18 protein-coding genes are annotated in these 18145 nt (G+C 62.2%); 10 read left to right on the top strand and 8 right to left on the bottom strand.

The window, feature by feature from the left end:
• The first annotated feature begins 46 nt into the window (after window positions 1-46).
• The 3 genes from V1294_RS01015 to V1294_RS01005 all read left to right on the top strand — a co-directional run bounded on the left by V1294_RS01015 (window position 47) and on the right by V1294_RS01005 (window position 3731).
• Entirely contained in the window at window positions 47-820 is a 774-nt protein-coding gene (locus V1294_RS01015; RefSeq protein ID WP_108512401.1) for a ferredoxin--NADP reductase, read from the top strand.
• A 229-nt stretch (window positions 821-1049) separates the two neighbouring features.
• On the top strand, window positions 1050-1922 hold the full coding sequence (locus V1294_RS01010) for a patatin-like phospholipase family protein (protein WP_334494601.1): 873 nt from the start codon (window positions 1050-1052) through the stop codon (window positions 1920-1922).
• A 177-nt stretch (window positions 1923-2099) separates the two neighbouring features.
• Window positions 2100-3731: an FMN-binding glutamate synthase family protein gene (locus V1294_RS01005; RefSeq protein WP_334494599.1), complete on the top strand. Its 1632-nt coding sequence runs from the start codon at window positions 2100-2102 to the stop codon at window positions 3729-3731.
• 130 nt (window positions 3732-3861) lie between these two features.
• On the opposite strand, the gene V1294_RS01000 is transcribed toward V1294_RS01005, so the two are convergent.
• The 3 genes from V1294_RS01000 to V1294_RS00990 all read right to left on the bottom strand — a co-directional run bounded on the left by V1294_RS01000 (window position 3862) and on the right by V1294_RS00990 (window position 7684).
• Complete coding sequence (locus tag V1294_RS01000) at window positions 3862-5880, bottom strand: carbohydrate porin (protein WP_442895303.1); 2019 nt, start codon at window positions 5878-5880, stop codon at window positions 3862-3864.
• Window positions 5881-6466: 586 nt separating this feature from the next.
• The gene (locus V1294_RS00995; protein ID WP_334494598.1) at window positions 6467-6721 is read right to left on the bottom strand and encodes a hypothetical protein; all 255 of its coding nucleotides are present in this window, start codon (window positions 6719-6721) and stop codon (window positions 6467-6469) included.
• 153 nt (window positions 6722-6874) lie between these two features.
• On the bottom strand, window positions 6875-7684 hold the full coding sequence (locus tag V1294_RS00990; RefSeq protein ID WP_334494597.1) for a creatininase family protein: 810 nt from the start codon (window positions 7682-7684) through the stop codon (window positions 6875-6877).
• A 145-nt stretch (window positions 7685-7829) separates the two neighbouring features.
• On the opposite strand from V1294_RS00990, the gene V1294_RS00985 reads away from it, so the two are divergent.
• The 5 genes from V1294_RS00985 to V1294_RS00965 are packed head-to-tail and all read left to right on the top strand — an operon-like array spanning window position 7830 to window position 12140.
• The gene (locus V1294_RS00985) at window positions 7830-8849 is read left to right on the top strand and encodes an ABC transporter substrate-binding protein (RefSeq protein WP_334494596.1); all 1020 of its coding nucleotides are present in this window, start codon (window positions 7830-7832) and stop codon (window positions 8847-8849) included.
• Between the two features lie 6 nt (window positions 8850-8855).
• The gene (locus V1294_RS00980) at window positions 8856-9668 is read left to right on the top strand and encodes an ABC transporter ATP-binding protein (protein WP_334494595.1); all 813 of its coding nucleotides are present in this window, start codon (window positions 8856-8858) and stop codon (window positions 9666-9668) included.
• Window positions 9669-9691: 23 nt separating this feature from the next.
• Window positions 9692-10453, top strand: coding sequence for an ABC transporter permease (locus V1294_RS00975; RefSeq protein WP_334504443.1), 762 nt, complete (start codon window positions 9692-9694; stop codon window positions 10451-10453).
• Complete coding sequence (locus tag V1294_RS00970; protein ID WP_334494594.1) at window positions 10453-11442, top strand: 2-hydroxyacid dehydrogenase; 990 nt, start codon at window positions 10453-10455, stop codon at window positions 11440-11442. The genes V1294_RS00975 and V1294_RS00970 overlap by 1 nt, the downstream gene beginning before the upstream one ends.
• A 20-nt stretch (window positions 11443-11462) precedes the next feature.
• Complete coding sequence (locus tag V1294_RS00965; RefSeq protein ID WP_108512391.1) at window positions 11463-12140, top strand: protease inhibitor Inh/omp19 family protein; 678 nt, start codon at window positions 11463-11465, stop codon at window positions 12138-12140.
• 24 nt (window positions 12141-12164) lie between these two features.
• Here the strand turns inward: V1294_RS00965 and V1294_RS00960 are convergent, their stop codons facing one another.
• Window positions 12165-12677, bottom strand: coding sequence for a GDSL-type esterase/lipase family protein (locus tag V1294_RS00960; RefSeq protein ID WP_334494591.1), 513 nt, complete (start codon window positions 12675-12677; stop codon window positions 12165-12167).
• A gap of 207 nt (window positions 12678-12884) precedes the next feature.
• On the opposite strand from V1294_RS00960, the gene V1294_RS00955 reads away from it, so the two are divergent.
• A complete protein-coding gene (locus tag V1294_RS00955; protein WP_334494589.1) occupies window positions 12885-13283 on the top strand; it encodes a YciI family protein in 399 nt (132 codons plus the stop codon).
• Between the two features lie 31 nt (window positions 13284-13314).
• Window positions 13315-14580: an RNA polymerase sigma factor gene (locus tag V1294_RS00950; RefSeq protein ID WP_334494587.1), complete on the top strand. Its 1266-nt coding sequence runs from the start codon at window positions 13315-13317 to the stop codon at window positions 14578-14580.
• 9 nt (window positions 14581-14589) lie between these two features.
• Here V1294_RS00950 and V1294_RS00945 read toward each other — a convergent pair whose 3' ends face one another.
• From V1294_RS00945 to V1294_RS00930, 4 genes are read right to left on the bottom strand one after another with little or no spacing between them, the layout of a single operon-like run.
• Window positions 14590-15480 (bottom strand): metal ABC transporter permease, encoded by an 891-nt coding sequence (locus tag V1294_RS00945; RefSeq protein WP_334494585.1) that lies wholly within the window; start codon window positions 15478-15480, stop codon window positions 14590-14592.
• Window positions 15477-16298, bottom strand: a complete 822-nt coding sequence (locus V1294_RS00940) for a metal ABC transporter permease (RefSeq protein ID WP_334504440.1) — start codon at window positions 16296-16298, stop codon at window positions 15477-15479. The genes V1294_RS00945 and V1294_RS00940 overlap by 4 nt, the downstream gene beginning before the upstream one ends.
• A gap of 35 nt (window positions 16299-16333) precedes the next feature.
• Window positions 16334-17230, bottom strand: a complete 897-nt coding sequence (locus tag V1294_RS00935; RefSeq protein ID WP_334494583.1) for a manganese/iron ABC transporter ATP-binding protein — start codon at window positions 17228-17230, stop codon at window positions 16334-16336.
• A 5-nt stretch (window positions 17231-17235) separates the two neighbouring features.
• Window positions 17236-18141 (bottom strand): metal ABC transporter substrate-binding protein, encoded by a 906-nt coding sequence (locus V1294_RS00930; protein ID WP_334494582.1) that lies wholly within the window; start codon window positions 18139-18141, stop codon window positions 17236-17238.
• Between the last annotated feature and the right edge of the window lie 4 nt (window positions 18142-18145).

The raw sequence follows: 18145 nt of genomic DNA, 5'->3' as shown, positions 1-18145 counted from the left end.
AAGACCGAAACGTTCTACATCGAGACGTCAGGAAAAACGAAAACCCATGAGCGCATTCTATAGAGAGAAGGTTCTTTCTGTTCGCCACTGGACCGATACGCTTTTCAGCTTCCGGGCCACCCGTGATTCCGGTTTCCGCTTCCAGAACGGCCAGTTTGCGATGATCGGCCTCGAGGTCGAGGGCCGGCCACTTTTGCGTGCCTACAGCATGGCGAGCGCCAATCACGAGGAAGAGCTCGAATTCTTCTCCATCAAGGTCGCGGACGGGCCGCTGACCTCGAAGCTGCAGAAGATCCGCGCGGGCGACGAGATTCTGGTCGGCCGCAAGGCGACCGGCACGCTGATCACCGACAATCTGATTCCGGGCAAGCGTTTGCTGCTGCTGTCGACCGGCACCGGTCTCGCGCCGTTCGCGAGCCTGATCAAGGATCCCGACGTCTATGAGCGCTTCGAGACCATCGTGCTCGTTCACGGCTGCCGCCAGGTTTCCGAACTCGCCTATGGCGAGGAACTCGTCGCCAAGCTGCGCGAGGATGAGCTGTTCGGACCGCTGCTGTCGGAGAAGCTGCTGTATTACCCGACGGTGACCCGCGAGCCGTTCCGCAACCGCGGCCGCATCACCGACCTGATATCGTCGGAGCAGTTGTTCAACGACATCCACCAGGCGCCGCTCAATATCGAGACCGATCGCGTCATGATGTGCGGCAGCCCGGGGATGCTGGACGAGTTGAAGCAGATGTTCGAGTCCGGCGGTTTCCTCGAAGGCAGCCACAACACGCCCGGCCATTTCGTGATCGAGAAGGCCTTCGTCGAGCGTTGATGAGTTGACCGTCATTCCGGGATGGTCCGAAGGACCAGACCTCAGATGCGCAATTGCGCATCGGGGAATCTCGAGATTCTCAGGGACGCAAGGGGCGCCCCATAGTTCGATGCTTCTAATCGCCCCGGAATGACGGCGGGCCTGTGTAGCCCACCCCATCTCCCACTGCTATAAGCGCTCCCGAACGCCGTGCGGCCTGTTGCCGACGCTGCGATGAGGGAGTTCGCGCGTGTCGGTACGCGACGAGATCGGTCCGGCAAAGACCGCCTTCGTGTTTGCGGGCGGCGGCAGCTTCGGGGCCATTCAGGTCGGTATGCTGCATTCGCTTGCCGCGCATGGCGTCGCCGCTGATATGGTGGTCGGCTGCAGCGTTGGCGCCCTGAACGGCGCATTCTATGCCGGCGATCCTACGCTCGATGGCGTGCAGCGGCTCGCCGCGATCTGGCGCGGTTTGACGCGGCACGACGTCTTTCCGATGAGCTGGCGGACGGTGCTGAGTTTTCTGTGGCGCCGCGATTTTCTGATTCCTCATGACGGCATCCGCAAGCTGATCGAGGATCACATCCCCTATCGCAATCTGGAAGAGGCGAAGTTGCCGGTGCATATCGTCACCACCGACATCGTCTCCGGCGACAGCGTGGTGTTGTCGGAGGGCTCCACGGCGGAGGCGATCGTCGCGTCCACCGCGATCCCGGGCGCGTTCTCGCCGATCCGCTACAAGGATCATTATCTCGCCGACGGCGCGATCTCCAGCAACACGCCGATACAGGTCGCCGTGAAGAAGGGCGCCAGGCGCCTGATCATTCTGCCGACCGGGCACGCCTGCGCGAACCAGGCGCCGCCGGTCGGGGCGGTCGCCAACGCGCTGCACGCGCTCACGCTCCTGATCGCGCGGCAACTGGTCACCGAGCTTGAAATGCTTGCGCCCGATATCGAGTATTTCGTGGTGCCGCCGCTATGCCCGCTGGTCGGCTCGCCCTACGATTTCTCGCGAACCGCCGATCATATCGACCGCGCCATTCTCTCCACCGACGCCTGGCTGGCCCAGCACGGCCTGCAGCAGGGCAAGATCCCGCACGAGATGCGGTTGCACAGCCACTGACTGGCCGGCCCGGGCCGTTACGCTGCACTGCAAAAGCGACAGGTTTATTAAAGCCACCAACTATTTTTTTGAGCCGACGTCACTTCCGTGAGCATCGCCCCGTATATCGTGTAGCGCTCGTTCCGGCGGTTGGACTAAGCTGCCGCCGGCGCCACGACAATCCAGCCGAGGGATTCCATGGAAACACTGCTGCTGCCGTTCTCGCCACGCTATATCGTGCTGACGATCTGCGCCGTCGTCACCGCCTTGCTGATCGGCATCGGGATTTTCGACCATAACATCAAGGTGTGGGAGCTGTTGCTGCTCCCGATCGTGATTTTTGGCTCGCTCACGCTGCTCGGCATTCGCGATCTCCTGCAAAAGAACCACGCGGTTTTGCGCAACTATCCGATCTCGGCGCATATCCGCTTCTTGCTCGAGGAAATTCGGCCGGAGATACGGCAGTACTTCTTCGAGAGCGAGAAGGATGGTATGCCGTTTTCCCGCGACACCCGCGCCTTGGTCTATCAGCGCGCCAAGATGGTGCTCGACAAGCGGCCGTTCGGCACCCAGGAGGACGTCTACCGCGACGGTTATGAATGGATGCACCATTCGATGGCGCCGAAAGCTCGTGCCGTCGAGCAATTTCGCGTCACCATCGGTGGTCCGGATTGCACCAAGCCATACTCGGCCTCGGTCTTCAACATCTCCGCGATGAGTTTTGGCGCGCTCAGCCCCCACGCCGTGCGGGCGCTGAATGCGGGTGCGAAGAAGGGCAGCTTTGCGCATGACACCGGCGAGGGCGGCGTCAGTCCTTATCACCGCGAACATGGCGGTGACATCATCTGGGAAATCGGCTCGGGTTATTTCGGCTGCCGCAACCGCGACGGCTCGTTCAACCCGGAGGAATTTGCCCGCGTCGCCAGCGACGATCAGATCAAGATGGTCGAACTGAAGGTCAGCCAGGGCGCCAAGCCTGGACATGGCGGGGTCCTTCCGGCGGCCAAAGTCTCTGAAGAGATCTCCAAAATTCGCGGTGTCGCCATGGGCGAGGATTGCATTTCGCCGGCCACGCACAGCGCGTTCTCGACGCCGCTGGAAATGATGGCCTTCATCGGCGAGATGCGACGATTATCCGGCGGCAAGCCCGCCGGGTTCAAGCTGTGCGTCGGTCATCCCTGGGAATTCCTGGCAATCTGCAAGGCGATGCTGCAGACCGGGATATATCCTGATTTCATCGTCGTCGACGGCAATGAAGGCGGCACCGGCGCTGCGCCGCTGGAATTCATGGACCATCTGGGCATGCCGATGCGGGAGGGCGTCAATTTCGTCCATAATGCACTGATCGGCATCAATGCGCGCGACCGCGTCAAGATCGGCGCCGCTGGCAAGATCGCGACCGCCTTCGACATGGCGCGCGCGATGGCGATCGGCGCCGACTGGTGCAATTCTGCGCGCGGGTTCATGTTCGCTCTCGGCTGCATCCAGTCGCTGAGCTGCCATACCGATCGATGCCCGACGGGCGTGAGCACCCAGGATCCGCTCCGCGCCCGCGCGCTGGTGGTGCCGCTCAAGATCGAGCGGGTCTACAGCTATCATCACGCCACCCTGCACGCCCTATCCGAGCTTATCGCCGCAGCCGGCCTCGAACATCCGCAGCAATTACGGCCGATCCACTTCACGCAGCGATCCTCCACGAACGACACATTGTCATTCGCGAAACTCTATCCGTCGCTGCGGCCGGGCGAGCTGATCGAAGGCACCAACGATCCGCGCTTCCGCGACGCCTGGGCGATGGCACGCGCGGATTCTTTCCAGCCGGTGGGGTGAGGCGCGAATACGACCGCGTAGCCCGGATGGAGCGAAGCGCAATCTGGGCACGTCTCGCCTGCGGACAGGCTTACCCGGATGCGCTGCGCTCCATCCGGGCTACATGTCACCGCCTTCGCAGGGACGACGGTTAGAACTCGCCGTGGAAGCGGCCGGAGAAGACGTGGACCGGGCCGCGGTCGGCGTTATAGGCGGGGTTGGTGATCAACTGGTAATCGGCGGTGAGGGTGAAGTTCTTGTCGATCGCGTAGGCGTAGTAGGTCTCGAGGATTCGTTCGTTGCTGTAGTTGAGACGGCCGTCGCCGATCAACAGGCCGAGGCCGCCGGCCGCCAGGAAATCGCGGTGCCCGCCGGAAAGTCCGTTGATTGCGCCGCCCAAACCGAATGTATCGCTCGGCCGTCCCCAATAGCTGCCCTTGACCGAAAGGCCCGCCGCGACGCTGCGGTCGATGTCGGTAAAGGACAGGATTTGGTTCCGGCCGTCGTTCCAGCTCGCGCGGGCGAACAGGCCGACATCCTTCATGAGCTGTTGTTCGGCGTTGACGTAAAATCCGTATTTGAAATTTTGGCGCTGGATATCTGTCATGACGTTGTTGATATCGAGCGCCGGGTCTGCGGCGCTGATCGCCAGCGCGTTGCGGTAGTTGCCGGTATTGCCGCGATTGACGAAGATGCCGAGCCGCAGTTTGCCGGGCTGGTCGAACACGGTATGACGTTCCTCGAATTCGACAACAGCTCCGCCGGTCTTGAAGGTGAGGACATCGCTGTTGGGAGCAGAGGGCACCTGAAACAGGCCCGCGCGCACGGCCCAATCCTTGCGATTGAGTTCGACCACGGCGCCGCGGGTAAATCCGGGAAGGTCGGCCGGAAAGTCATAGGCCGCCGACGCCCACATTGACCAGTTCATGAAATCGACGCGCGGATCTTTTGCGTAGGAATTGCCGTCAAAGAAATCGCCGACGGCAAATCGCCCGACCGTTACTGTAACCCGGTCGATGTCGCGTTTGCCCGGCAACTGATTGGCGGCATCGGTGACTTCTTCCTGTTCGCCCCCGAGCCCGAAAGTCTGCCGGAAGAAATAGCGCTGTGCGCGGAATCTCGGATATTCGGCGCCGCCTTTTTGCGCTTCGCCGTTTGAAAACCCTGCCAAGCCTAATGTGCCGCCGATTCCAAAACCTTGCGCAAGCTCCGGACCAAAATAGAACTCTCCGCCATCCCACAACCGCCATCCGAGGAAGGCTCCGACCGTCCAGGTCTCTCGCACGCGTCCGGCGCCGGGCAAGCTGTTAGACCCTTGATATGGCGAGCGGAAGCTCGGATAGCCCTGCGATATGAGGGTCGTCTGGGCATGGACGTTCCAGTCCCTGGATACGGGTGGGGTGAGTGGCTTGATGGCGTAATCGCCCGCCGTCGCCGAAGCCGGCCCGTCCCAGATCCTGTAGTTCAATCCGAGCTTGACGGTGTGGATCTTCGGGTCGATGGCGACGTCCGGCAGCGGTACGTCCGCAAGCCCGTAGGTTCGGGCGCCCAGATCGATGTAGCCGTATTCGAGCTTTGCACTCCATTTGGCATCGGCGGCATATTCGACGCCAATACCTGCGGTCCAGCCAAGAGGGGCATGCCCACGCTCGGATAACACGCTGCCGTCGACATCATTGACGTCGACGCGGGTTCGGGCCCAGGCGACGCCGCCGGTCACATAGGGCAGCAGCGTTCCGAATGCGTATCCGACGCGTCCCCGGACCGTGGCAATGTAGTCGAAGCTGGTGTTGAAAGGGGCCGGCGCAAGCCTTGGATGATCAAGCCTTGGACGATCAAGCGTGCTCAGGAACGAAACATCGGCCTCGGCGCCCAACACCAGATTGTTCGGGAGCTGAAAATTGTAACCCGCCTGATAGCCGCCGATCAGACCCGTGATGCTGTGGGGAAAGAACACGCCTTGCAGCGGCAGCGGATTGGTACCGGGACCGAAGCTGCCGCCGCCGTAGCCGACATGGCCGCCGAGATAGAAGCCGCTCCAGTCGAACGCCGGACGAAGATGCGGCGCCTTGAGCGGCATGTCGGCTGCCATCGCCTGGCTGCCGAGCGCCAGCGCGCCGAACGCGACGCCAGCCAGCGCATGTTCCAGGGATCGGCGGTTGCGGTTCACAGTTTAGACATTCCTGATGCGACCCATGCTGTCGCTGCCTGCCATCACTGCAGATTCGAATGCCTGCCGCCACCCAACAATTGAAGTCATCAACCCCGTCGCCCTATCGCATTCCCACGGCGCCCCCGGTCAGCACCAGACCGGAACTATCCGCATTCTGGCTGATCTTTATTGCGAGTAATTCGCAATAGCAAGAAGAGGACCGGCAACTACGATTCGATGACACGCCTGCGTGACGTTGCTGCAACATTGGCCAGTGCGTCATCGCAGCTACCGTTCGGACAGATCGCTGACGGGTGTTCGGAGACATCGCTGACACATCGCGACAGGCCGGGCCCTGACGGCCAGCCTGCATCCCAAAAAAGGGTGACCCGCCCGGGGGGACAACCGGGCGGGTCGGGTTCAGCACGGGGTGGATGAGGCGCCCGTGCTGGACGCAAATCCACGACAGAAGCGTTTTCGAGCGAAGTGGTATTCCGGTTCGCGTGAAGAAAACGCGTCAAACAAGAGGAAGCGTTGTCAGGTCTTGAAATGGCTTGCTTGAAGAAAGTCGCTTCTCAAACAGAAACCAAGTCAGCCGCAGAAATCAGTAACCGCAGGTCCGGACGCGGCCGATGTAATTGCCGAAAGCGTCGAACTGGCGAACCCAGCCGCAGCGGCGATAGCCGTCGTAGTAGTAGCCGGGGCCTGAAGCGGCGATCGCAGTGCCGACGATAGCTGCGCCAACGAGGCCGGCGCCGACACCCCAGTGTAGCGGCTTGGCCTGAGACTGCGTGGAAGCCATGCTGGTAACGGCAAGGGTAGCGAGAGCGAGAGCGGCGAACTTGGTCTTGATCGACATGGAAATCTCCATCCTGTGTTGAGCGGCCATGGTGGTCCGCATGCCCAGTTGGACGGAGCGTGCTGGAAAGCGGTTCGAAAACGCGCCTGGAAATATGGTTTCGTCAATTATTTCTTTGGTATTTCAGGTGGTTAGGGGAAGAAAATCCCGATTTCATGGTTTCCGAAGAAACAATTCCGGATCGAATTTGTCGACATCGTCGAGCAATTCGCAGAACGCGCGCGCGCCGTGATCGAGCAGTTGTTCGCCTTTCTCCGCGGAGGCCTTGGTGGCGTCGCCGACCGCGCCGCTTTCATGCAGGTCCTGCGTCTGCCATGCGAAGGGCACCGGCCGATGCGCCGAGAGCCAACGAAATTTTTTCTCCATCGCGATGCTGGCGGGACGAAAATCGGCGATCGCCTCTCGCCGCACGGTGTGCGGATAGCGCGCCAGCATGATCGATGTTTCGATCGCGCCGCCATGGATGCCGTGACGGATTTCTTCCGCGGAAAACAGCCCATCCGGCGCACCAAAGCGCGACCAGCTCGTGGTCACCACGAGAAGTCCGTGATGCGCGCGCAGATCCTGCGCCACCAGCGACATCGCCGCGCTGTTGCCGCCATGGCTGGTCACGATCACGAGCTTCCGGATTCCGGATCGCGCGACACTTTCACCGATTGCCATCCATTCCTTCAACGCGACGTCGGTCGGCAGCGTCAGCGTGCCCGGGTAATCGATATGTTCGGTGGAAATGCCGACCGGCTGCAGTGGCAGAAAGGTGACGGGAAGTGCGACAGGCAACAGCTCGCGCACCCGCGCCAGATAGGCCTCGCCGATCAGGACGTCGGTTTCCAGCGGCAAATGCGGGCCGTGCTGTTCGGTCGCCGCCAGCGGCAGCACCGCGATCCAGCGCGCGGCGTCGGCGCTTGCGATGCCGGACCAGCGGATCTCGGTCCAGTCGTGGGGCGGAACAGTTGAAGCCATCGAGCGAAGCGTTTCTTTGGATGAATTTGCGGGGTAGTTTGTTAGATATTCCGGGGACGTTATCCGCACCCTGGATAGCTCCCGGGGACGTGATCCACGTCCATTGCCTCCCATCATGGGCCAGAACGATCGACGGAGTCCAACCATGAACCCTGCCTTTTTGCCGCGAGCGTTAACCGTAGGCCTTCTGGCGCTGGCTGCGGCAGAGATGCCTGCGCGCGCGGAAACCCTCGACAAGGTGTCATTCGGAACCAACTGGGTGGCGGAGGCTGAGCATGGTGGCTTCTTCCAGGCGGTTGCCGACGGCACCTACAAGAAATACGGCCTCGACGTCACCATCGTGCCGGGAGGCCCCAACACCAACAATCGCATTCTGCTGACCGCCGGCAAAATCGACTTCTTCATGACCGCGAACACGCTGCAATCGTTCGATGCGGTTACCAACAACGTACCGGTGGTCGCGGTCGCTGCCATCTTCCAGAAGGATCCGCAGGTTTTCCTGACCCACCCGGAAACCAAATTCACCAAGCTCGAAGATCTCAAGCCGCTCACGCTATTCGTGTCCAAAGAAGGCGTCGCCAGCTACTTCCAGTGGCTGAAATCCGAATACGGCTTCAGCGAAAGCAAGGTGAAACCCTACACCTTTAATTCGCAGCCCTTCATCGTGAACAAGCAGAGCGCGATGCAGGGCTATGTCACCTCCGAGCCCTATGCCGTCGAGAAGGCGGCCGGCTTCAAGCCGGGCGTGATCCTGCTCGCCGATCACGGCTTCAACGCCTATTCGACCCTGATCGAGACCCGCCGCGAGATCGTCGACAAGAAGCCCGACCTCGTGCAGCGCTTCGTCGATGCTTCCGCGATCGGCTGGTACAATTATCTCTACGGCGACAATTCGGCCGGCAATGCGATAATCAAGAAGATGAACCCGGAAATGACCGACGAATTGCTCGGCTATTCCGTCACCAAGATGAAGGAATACGGCATCGTCGATTCCGGCGATACCTTGCGCGACGGCATCGGCGCCATGACCGACGCGCGGGTGGCGAACTTCTTCGACAAGATGGTGCGGGCCGGCGTGGTTCGCCGCGATATCGATTACCGCCAGGCCTACACGTTGCGCTTCGTCAACAAGGGCGTCGGTGTCGATCTGCGGCCGAAGAACTGACGCGGGATGGCCGAGCCCGCTTTGTCCGAGAAGGATATCGATGCGGCCGGCCTTGCCGTGCGTCTGCGCGCCGTTACCAAGATCTATGACAATGGCGTGACCGCGCTCGGGCCGCTCGATCTCGATGTCGCAAAAGGCGAATTCGTCTCGTTGCTCGGGCCTTCCGGCTGCGGAAAATCGACCGCGCTGCGGCTGATCGCGGGGCTCAGCGCGCCGAGCGCAGGCACGGTGAATGTTTCCCATCGCGCCAGCCGGGCGGATGGGCGGCATCCCATCGGTTTCGTGTTTCAAGAGCCGACGCTGATGCCGTGGGCAAGCGTGCGCGAAAACGTTCGCCTGCCGCTGAAACTTTCGCATGCGCCGGCGACTGAGGCCGACAGCCGCATCGAGGCGGCGCTGGCGCAGGTCGGTCTTGCCGAATTTTCCGATGCCTATCCCCGTGAACTGTCCGGCGGCATGAAGATGCGGGTCTCGCTGGCGCGTGCGCTCGTCACCGATCCGGATATTCTGCTGCTAGACGAGCCGTTCGCGGCGCTCGACGAGATCACGCGCTTCCGGCTCAACAACGATCTGCTTGATCTGTGGCGCAAGCTGCACAAGACCATCATCTTCGTCACCCATTCGGTGTTCGAGTCGGTCTATCTGTCGCAGCGGGTGACCGTGATGACGGCGCGGCCGGGCCGCCTGGCAAGCGAGTTTCGCATCAATACCGTGGAGCCGCGCGGGGAGGAGTTCCGCACCTCGGCCGAATATGCCGGCTATTGCCGCGAAGTCTCCAGCGCGCTCGCGCCTTCATATTCCGGGCAGTCCAGCGCATGAGCGCCTTCCAGAATATCGGCCGGATGCTGCTGCCCATCGCCGTGCTCGCCGCGGGCCTGGGCTTTTGGGAACTCGTGGTACGCGTCAACGACATCCAGCCTTATGTGCTGCCGAGCCCTTATGTCGTGTTTTGGACGCTGGTCGGCGACTGGCAGGTGCTGTCGGAATCGCTCGGCGTCACCCTGCTCACCACGCTGGAAGGTTTTGTCGCCGCCGCCGTCGGCGGCATCGCGCTGGCGCTGTTGTTCAATCAATCGAAATGGCTGGAATATTCGCTGTTTCCCTATGCCGTGATTCTGCAGGTCACGCCCGTCATCGCAATTGCGCCGTTATTGCTGATCTATCTGCCGCAGCAAACGGCAGTGATCGTCTGCGCCTGGATCGTCGGTTTCTTTCCGGTTCTGTCCAACACCACGCTTGGGCTGAATTCGGTGGACCGCAATCTGGCCGGGCTGTTTCAGCTCTACGGCGCGTCGCGGCTGCAGACGCTGCGGTACCTGAAACTGCCGGCGGCTCTGCCGTATATCCTCGGCGGCTTGCGGATCGCGGGTGGCCTGTCGCTGATCGGCGCCGTGGTCGCCGAAATCGCGGCGGGCACCGCGGGCGCCGGCTCCGGGCTGGCCTTCCGGATCGCCGAATCCGGTTATCGCCTCAACATTCCCCGAATGTTCGCGGCGTTGCTGTTGCTGTCGGTCGCCGGGATTGTCATCTATGGGCTGCTGGCGCTAGTTTCGCATCTGGTATTACGGCGCTGGCATGAGAGCGCGCTTGGAAAGGAAAATTGATGGCTGCCGCGAATGTTTCGTCCGAAAAGGTCGATCTCCTGATCTACGGGCCCGTCCGGCCGATCCTGGAAAACGGCTTTTCGGATCAGTACGTCCTGCATATGGCGGAGAGCCGCGCCGACCTCGAGCGGTTGACGCCCGAAACGATAGCGAAGATCCGCGGCATGGCGGTGACCTATCACATGGTGCCGGCCGATGCGAAGGCGCTGTCGCAATTTCCGAAGCTCGAAATCATCGCGAGCTTCGGCGTCGGCTACGACCATGTCGATTCCGCTTATGCGCGCGAACACAATATCGTCGTCACCAACACGCCCGATGTGCTGACCGAAGAGGTCGCCGACGTAGCGATGGGGCTTCTGATCTCGACCTTGCGCGAGTTCGTCAAGGCCGACCGCTACCTGCGCTCCGGCCTGTGGCAGACCCAGAACTATCCCCTGAGCGTCGGTTCGCTGCGTGACCGCAAGGTCGGCATCGTCGGCATGGGTCGCATCGGCCAGGCGATCGGGCGCCGGCTCGAAGCCTCGCTCGTCCCGGTGTCCTATCACTCGCGCAATCCGTCTTCGGCCGTGTCCTACAAGCACTATCCCGACCTGATGGAAATGGCGGAGGCGGTGGACACGCTGATCGTGATCGTGCCCGGCGGCGCATCCACCGCCAAGATGATCAATGCCGACGTGTTGAAGGCGCTCGGTCCGCGTGGCGTCCTGATCAACGTCGCGCGCGGCTCCGTCGTCGACGAGCCGGCGCTGGTCGCGGCGCTGAAATCTGGCACCATTCTTGCGGCCGGCCTCGACGTGTTCGCCAACGAGCCGAACGTGCCGGACGAGCTGAAGGCCATGCAAAATGTCGTGCTGCTGCCACATATCGGCTCAGCTTCGGTGGTAACGCGCAACGCCATGGATCAGCTTGTCGTCGACAATCTGAAAAACTGGTTTGCCGGCAAGGCGCCGTTGACGCCCGTGCCGGAAACCCCGGTGAAGGGACGCTGATGTCGCGTGGGTGTTCGAGCATGGCGGCAGCGCTGACGGCGCTGCTTGCACTTGGGTCGCAGGTCGCGGCGCAGGATGCCTCGACCCTGAAGAAGGACATGGTCGGGCAGTGGGAGCTGGCCACCACCGAGCGCAGCAAAACCTGCGTCGTCACGCTGAAGGGCGATACGACGCCGCAGGGGCTCAAGCTCGAGCTCGAGCCTGGATGCGCCGCGGCGCTGCCGTTCACCAAGGAAATCACCGCCTGGAATATCAAGGGGCTGGATATCGTGCGGCTGCAGGACGCGGCCGGCCAGCCGGTGATCGACTTTACCGAAGTCGAGAGCGGCATCTTCGAAGGCTTGCGGACCGGCGAGGGCGTCTACATCCTGCAGAACCTCGCCGCCGCCCGCTCGCTCGCCAAGTCGATGGACCAGATGATCGGCGACTGGTCGATGGTTCGCGGCAACGGCCAGACGATCTGCGGCCTGACGCTGACCAATACCGAAGCGACGGGCGATAATTTCCAGGTGTTTTTGAAGCCGAAATGCGATCCCGCGGTTGCGGCCTTTGCGCCGAACCAGTGGCGGCTGGAGCGCGGGCAGATGATTCTGATGTCGGCGACGGGCCAGACCTGGCAGTTCGAGGCCGACGACAATGCGCAGTGGCGGCGGGTGCCTGATACAGCCGATCCCTTGATCATGATCCGGGGACAGTAGCTTCCGGCGACGCTGACCCGCGTGTTAGCGGCCAATTGCTCCCGCGACCTGCGACGCCACATGCTCGGCGAGCATGCGGTAGCCTTCCGACGTCAGATGCTGGCCGTCGGGCTGACGCGGCAATCCGCTGAACGTGCTGTTGGCGATCATGATCACCGGGATGCCCCGGGCTCTCAGCCGGCTCTGAATTTCCGATGTTCGATCCGGCGAGCCCTTGCGGCGGTCGTTGCCGCCGGGCTGCAGGATGACGGCGCTGGTCCCGTTCGGCACAACGCGGTCAAGGCGCTGCAACATGCCTTCCGTTGTGTCGCCGTTGATGCCGGCGTTGACGACACGGACGTTGGCTCCCTTTGCCCGCAATATCGCCTCGAGTTGCGCGGGATAGGCCTGATTGCGGGTTACCCCTTTGCCATAGGTGTTGCTGGCGCCGAGCGCCACGATGGTAGCGGCGCCGGCGGGCGTCGATGCGAAAATGAAGATGGCAGCCAGGATCGACAGCAAACTCTGGACGCCAAATCGATTGGTGCACGATTTCATGCTTGTCCCCATGAGCATTGATTCCGGCAGCCTACAGCGCCGGCATGCCCCATCGCAATCCATCCGGCCGGCCTACCTCCTGCAAGATGCCTTGCGAAAATAATTCCAAAACGCTGTCGATCCGGCGTCCTCCCGTTCGTCGTCTCCCATAGCGAGCCAGTTTTGCGGGCGATCACCGCCGCAACTCGCCTCAACGGGAGTTTTGCCATGCGCTTCATGTCTATCGTTACCTCACCCCAGCCAGATAAAGCCCCGACGCCCGCCCTGATGGAAGCGATGGGCAAGCTCGCCGAGCGCGAGATCAAGGCCGGCCGCATGATCGATATGGGCGGCCTGATGCCGATTGCCATGGGCGGCGCGCAGGTCAGGATCACCAATGGCAAGCTCAGCGTGACCGACGGGCCGTTTGTGGAAAGCAAGGAGCTGATCGGCGGCTACGCGATCTTCGAATTCCGCGACATGAACGAGGCGGTGGCAGCGGCGCGGGAATTCATGCAGTTGCACCTCGAGCACATGCCGGGCTGGGAGGGCACCTGCGAGGTTCGCGTGATGGCGACACCCGGCGTCGACGGCGCCTGCGAGGCCGGCATACGCGCCCACGCCTGATGCGGACGTTCGCGAGAGGCAATCGGCGGCGATGACGGCCGCCGACATCCATCGCACCATCCTGGCGGTCTGGCGCATCGAGCAGCCGCGCCTGCTCACCGGCCTGTCGAGGATGTTGCGCGATGTGACGCTGGCCGAAGACCTCACGCAGGAAGCCCTGGTGGCGGCGCTCGAACATTGGCCTGTCAGCGGCGTGCCGGAAAAGCCGGGCGCATGGCTGATGGCAACCGCCAAACGCCGCGCGCTCGACGACCTGCGCCGCCGCAACATGCTCGCGCGCAAGCACGAGATGCTGATACGCGACCTGGAGCAGGAGCAGCAGGCGATGCCTGATCCGGACGCCGGCCTGGATGATGATATCGGCGACGAACTGCTGCGGCTGATATTCACCGCCTGCCATCCGCGGCTGTCGCGTGAGGCGCGCGCCGCTCTCGCACTCAGGATGATCTGCGGCCTGACGACGGAGGAGATCGCGCGCGCCTTCCTGCAGCCGGAGGCAACCATAGCCCAGCGCATCGTGCGCGCGAAGCGGACGCTGTCGGAATCCGGGCTCGCTTACGAAACCCCGCGCGGCGAGGAGCTCTCGGAACGGCTGGCCTCGGTGCTGGAGGTCGTCTATCTCATCTTCAACGAAGGCCATACGGCCGCGCGCGGCGACGAATGGCTGCGGCCGCAGCTTTGCAACGATGCGCTGCGCATGGGCCGGGTGCTCACACTGGTCGCGCCGCTGGAAGCCGAAGCCCACGGCCTGCTCGCGCTGATGGAGCTGAACGCTTCGCGCATTGCGGCGCGCACGGATGCAGCTGGCGACCCAATTCTCCTGATGGACCAGAACCGGATGCTGTGGGACCGGCTTCAGATCCGCCGCGGGATGTTGGCGCTTGCAAGGGCGGATGAACTCGGTGGGCGCGGATTCTACGCACTGCAGGCCGCGATCGTCGCTTGTCACGCCAGAGCCGGAACGCCTGGCGACACCGACTGGCCGCGCATCGCAAAACTCTATGCCGAACTCGCGATGCTGATGCGCTCACCGATCATCGAACTCAACCGCGCCGTGGCGGTCGGTATGGCCGAGGGGCCGGCGGCGGCGCTCGCGATCGTGGACGGGTTGGCAAGCGAGCCCGCGCTGAAGAACTACCATCTCTTGCCGAGTGTCCGCGGCGATCTGCTCCACAAGCTCGGCCGCGCTGCGGAAGCCCGCACAGCGTTCGAGCTTGCATCAACGCTTGCAACCAACAAGCGCGAACGCGAATTGCTGAAGCGGCGCGCCGCCGAGGCGGGCGCGGCGTCGGCTTAAGGGGCGGCTTCACATCCGGGACTGACCGCTTCCGGGGTCGTTGGGCTCTACGGCTAGAGCGGCTTCACGCCTTTGCAGGCTTGCAGTCCTGCTCGTGACGAAGACGAAGGCGGCAATGAAGACGATGGTCATCAGCAGCACGATGGTTGGAGCCGGCGCGCTGTCGATGAAAAAAGAAAGATAGACTCCGAGGAAAGACGCGATCACCGCGATGATGACAGCGATCGCCAGCATGACGCTGAACTTGCGTGTCAGCAGGAAGGCGATGGCCCCCGGTGCGATCAGCATCGCAATGGCGAGGATAATGCCGACAGCCTTCAAGGCGCCGACGATGGTCAGGGAAAGGATCGCCAGCAACCCGTAGTGCAGGAGCGTGACCGGCAGTCCGATCGCTCTCGCTTGCGCCGGGTCGAACGCGTGCAGGAGAAGGTCGCGCCATTTGACGACGACGACGCCGGCCGCAACGGTCGCGATAACTCCGGTCTCGACAATGTCGCGGAGATCCACCCCAAGCATGTCGCCGAACAGAATGTGATCGAGATGCACGTCGCTCTGGATCTTGACGTAGAGCACGAGCCCCAGCCCGAACATCCCCGAGAACACGACCCCCATCACCGTGTCCTGCTTGATGCGGCTGTTCTCCTTGAGGAAGCCGGTCGCCAGCGCGCAGATCATGCCGGCTGCGAACGCGCCGACTGCATAGGGAAATCCGACGATGTAGGCGATCACAACGCCGGGAAAAACGGCATGCGAGATCGCATCGCCCATCAGCGACCAACCCTTGAGGACGAGGAAACAGGAGAGAAGTGCGGTCGGGATCGCAACCAGCACCGAGATGATCAGCGCATAGCGCATGAACTCGAGTTGGAAGGGCTGAAGGAGCGTGTCGAGGAGCGTCATGAGTCTGCATCCAGCGCCTGGGCCGCGCGGCGGCGGGCCGCGAGCATGCCGTGCTTGGGGGCGAGGAAGAAGACCGCGAGGAAGGCCAGCGTCTGCAGGACGACGATGATTCCGCCGGTCGCACCGTCCAGGAAATAGCTTGCATAGGCGCCGACGAAGCTCGTCGTGGATCCGATCGCAACACTGATCAGGAGCAGGCGAGGGAAGCGGTCGGTCAGGAGATAGGCGGTCGCGCCGGGCGTTACCACCATGCAGATGACGAGGAAGGCTCCGACCGTCTGCAGCGCCGCCACCGTCGAGGCTGATAACAGCGTGAAGAACATGAGCTTGAGAACAGTCGGATTGAGTCCGATCGAGCGGGCGTGGGTCTCGTCGAAGAAGGTAACCATCAGATCCTTCCATTTCACGATGAGCACGGCGAACGAGACGAAACCGATAATGGCGAGCTGCAGGGTGTCTTCCGGGGTGATCGCCAGGATGTTGCCGAGCACGATGGTCTGGATGTTCACCGAAGTCGGCGAAAGCGACACCATGAAAAGTCCGAGGCCGAAAAAGGAAGAAAAGATCAGGCCGATGATGGCGTCCTCTTTCAGCTTGGTGCGCTGGTTGAGGAAAAGCATGGCCGCTGCCGCGAGGCCGCCCGAGAAGAAAGCGCCGATGGAAAACGGCAGGCCAAGCATGTAGGCGCCGGCGACACCGGGCACGATGGCGTGAGAAAGCGCGTCGCCGATCAGCGACCAGCCTTTCAACATCAGATAGGCGGAGAGAAATGCACAGACCCCGCCGACGAGCGCGGAGACCCACATGGCATTGAGCATGTACCCGTAAGTGAAGGGTTCGAGCAACGAGGACACTAGCTACGATCCTCATCGCCCGATGACGATTTGCGCCTGGTCGCCTGGCCGTCCCGGAAGACCACCGCCCGCTCGTCGTCGGTGATCACATCGAGCGCACGCGGCTTGCCGCCCTCCGTTTCGTCCAGCACGAAATGCCGCAGGACGCCGCCAAAGGTCTTTTCCAGGTTCGCCTGGGTGAAAATCTCGACCGTCGGTCCATAGGCGAGCACGGTGCGGTTGAGAAGCACGGTGCGATCGCAGAATTCCGGAACGCTGCCGAGATTGTGCGTGGAGACCAGCATCACCCGTCCTTCATCGCGAAGCGAACGCAGCAGCTTGACGATGGCGTCTTCGGTATTGACGTCAACGCCCGTGAAGGGTTCGTCGAGCAGGATCACTCGCCCGTCCTGGGCAAGCGCGCGGGCAAGGAATACACGCTTCTTCTGGCCGCCGGAGAGTTCGCCGATCTGGCGCTTGCGGAAATCGCTCATGCCGACGCGGGCAAGCGCTGCTGCGACCGCTTCATGATCTGCAGCCCTGGCAAGGCGCATCATGTTCATGTGGCCATAGCGGCCCATCATCACCACGTCCTCGACGAGAACGGGGAAGTTCCAGTCGATGTCCTCGCTCTGCGGCACATAGGCGACAACGTTCTTTTTCAACGCGGCATTGACCGGTTGGCCGAGAATCGAGATCTCGCCCCCGGCGAGGCCGACGAACCCCATGATCGCCTTGAACAGGGTGGATTTGCCGCTGCCGTTCACCCCGACGAGCGCGGTGATCGTGCCTGCCGGGATTTTGAAAGTCGCGTCGCGCAAGGCCGTGTGACCGTTGCGGTAGGTGACGGTCGCGCTTCTGACGGAGAGGCCGGATCCCGTATCCGAGGACGCAGGATTGAGGAACGGATCGATCATCGCGCTCACTGTGCGAGGCCGTTTGCGATCGTCTCGGACGTCACGCGCAGGAGGTCGATATAGGTCGGAACCTTGCCGTCGGCGGCGCTGAGCGAGTCCACATAGAGAACACCACCATATTTGGCCCCGGTCTCGCGGGCAACCTGCTTGGCCGGGTCCGGCGAAATAGTGCTTTCGGAAAACACGACCGAGATATTGTTGGCCCGCACCGCATCGATCACCTTGCGGACCTGCTGCGGTGTGCCCTGCTGATCGGCATTGATCGGCCAGAGATAAAGCTCCTTCAGGCCGAAGTCCCGGGCGAGGTAGCTGAAGGCGCCCTCGCTCGACACCAGCCATCGGCGCTCAGGCGGAATAGCCGAAAGCCTTGTCTGGATCGGAGCAATCGCCGCTGATATCTTCTGCTTGTACGCCTCGGCATTTGCCTTGTAGGTCGCGGCGTTGTTCGGATCGTACTTTGCGAAAGCGTCACGGATATTATCGACGTAGATGAGCGCCGCATTCGGCGACATCCAGGCATGCGGGTTGGGCTTGCCCTTGTAGGGGCCCTCCACGATTCCCATCGGCTTGACGCCCTGGGAGACGACAGCGCCCGGAACATTCTTGAGGCGCTGGAAGAACCTTTCGAACCAAAGCTCGAGATTGAGCCCGTTCCAGAGCACGAGATTCGCTTCCTGCGCCTTCAGGATGTCACCGGGCGTCGGCTGATAGTTATGAATTTCAGCGTCGGGCTTGGTAATTGACTCGACGATTGCCGCGTCGCCGGCAACATTTCGGGCCATGTCGGCGATAACCGTGAAAGTCGTGACGGCCCTGAATTTTGTCTGGGCGAACGCGGCTCCCGTCATCAGCCCAAGCACCGCGGCTCCCGCAACCGCCGCAAGAACGGCGCGCCTGCCCTGATCAGACATTCCT

This window comes from Bradyrhizobium sp. AZCC 1678 (assembly GCF_036924765.1).
GTDB lineage: Bacteria > Pseudomonadota > Alphaproteobacteria > Rhizobiales > Xanthobacteraceae > Bradyrhizobium > Bradyrhizobium algeriense.
Note: the sequence above shows the minus strand (reverse complement) of the source record. Positions and strands in the feature narration are given on the sequence as shown.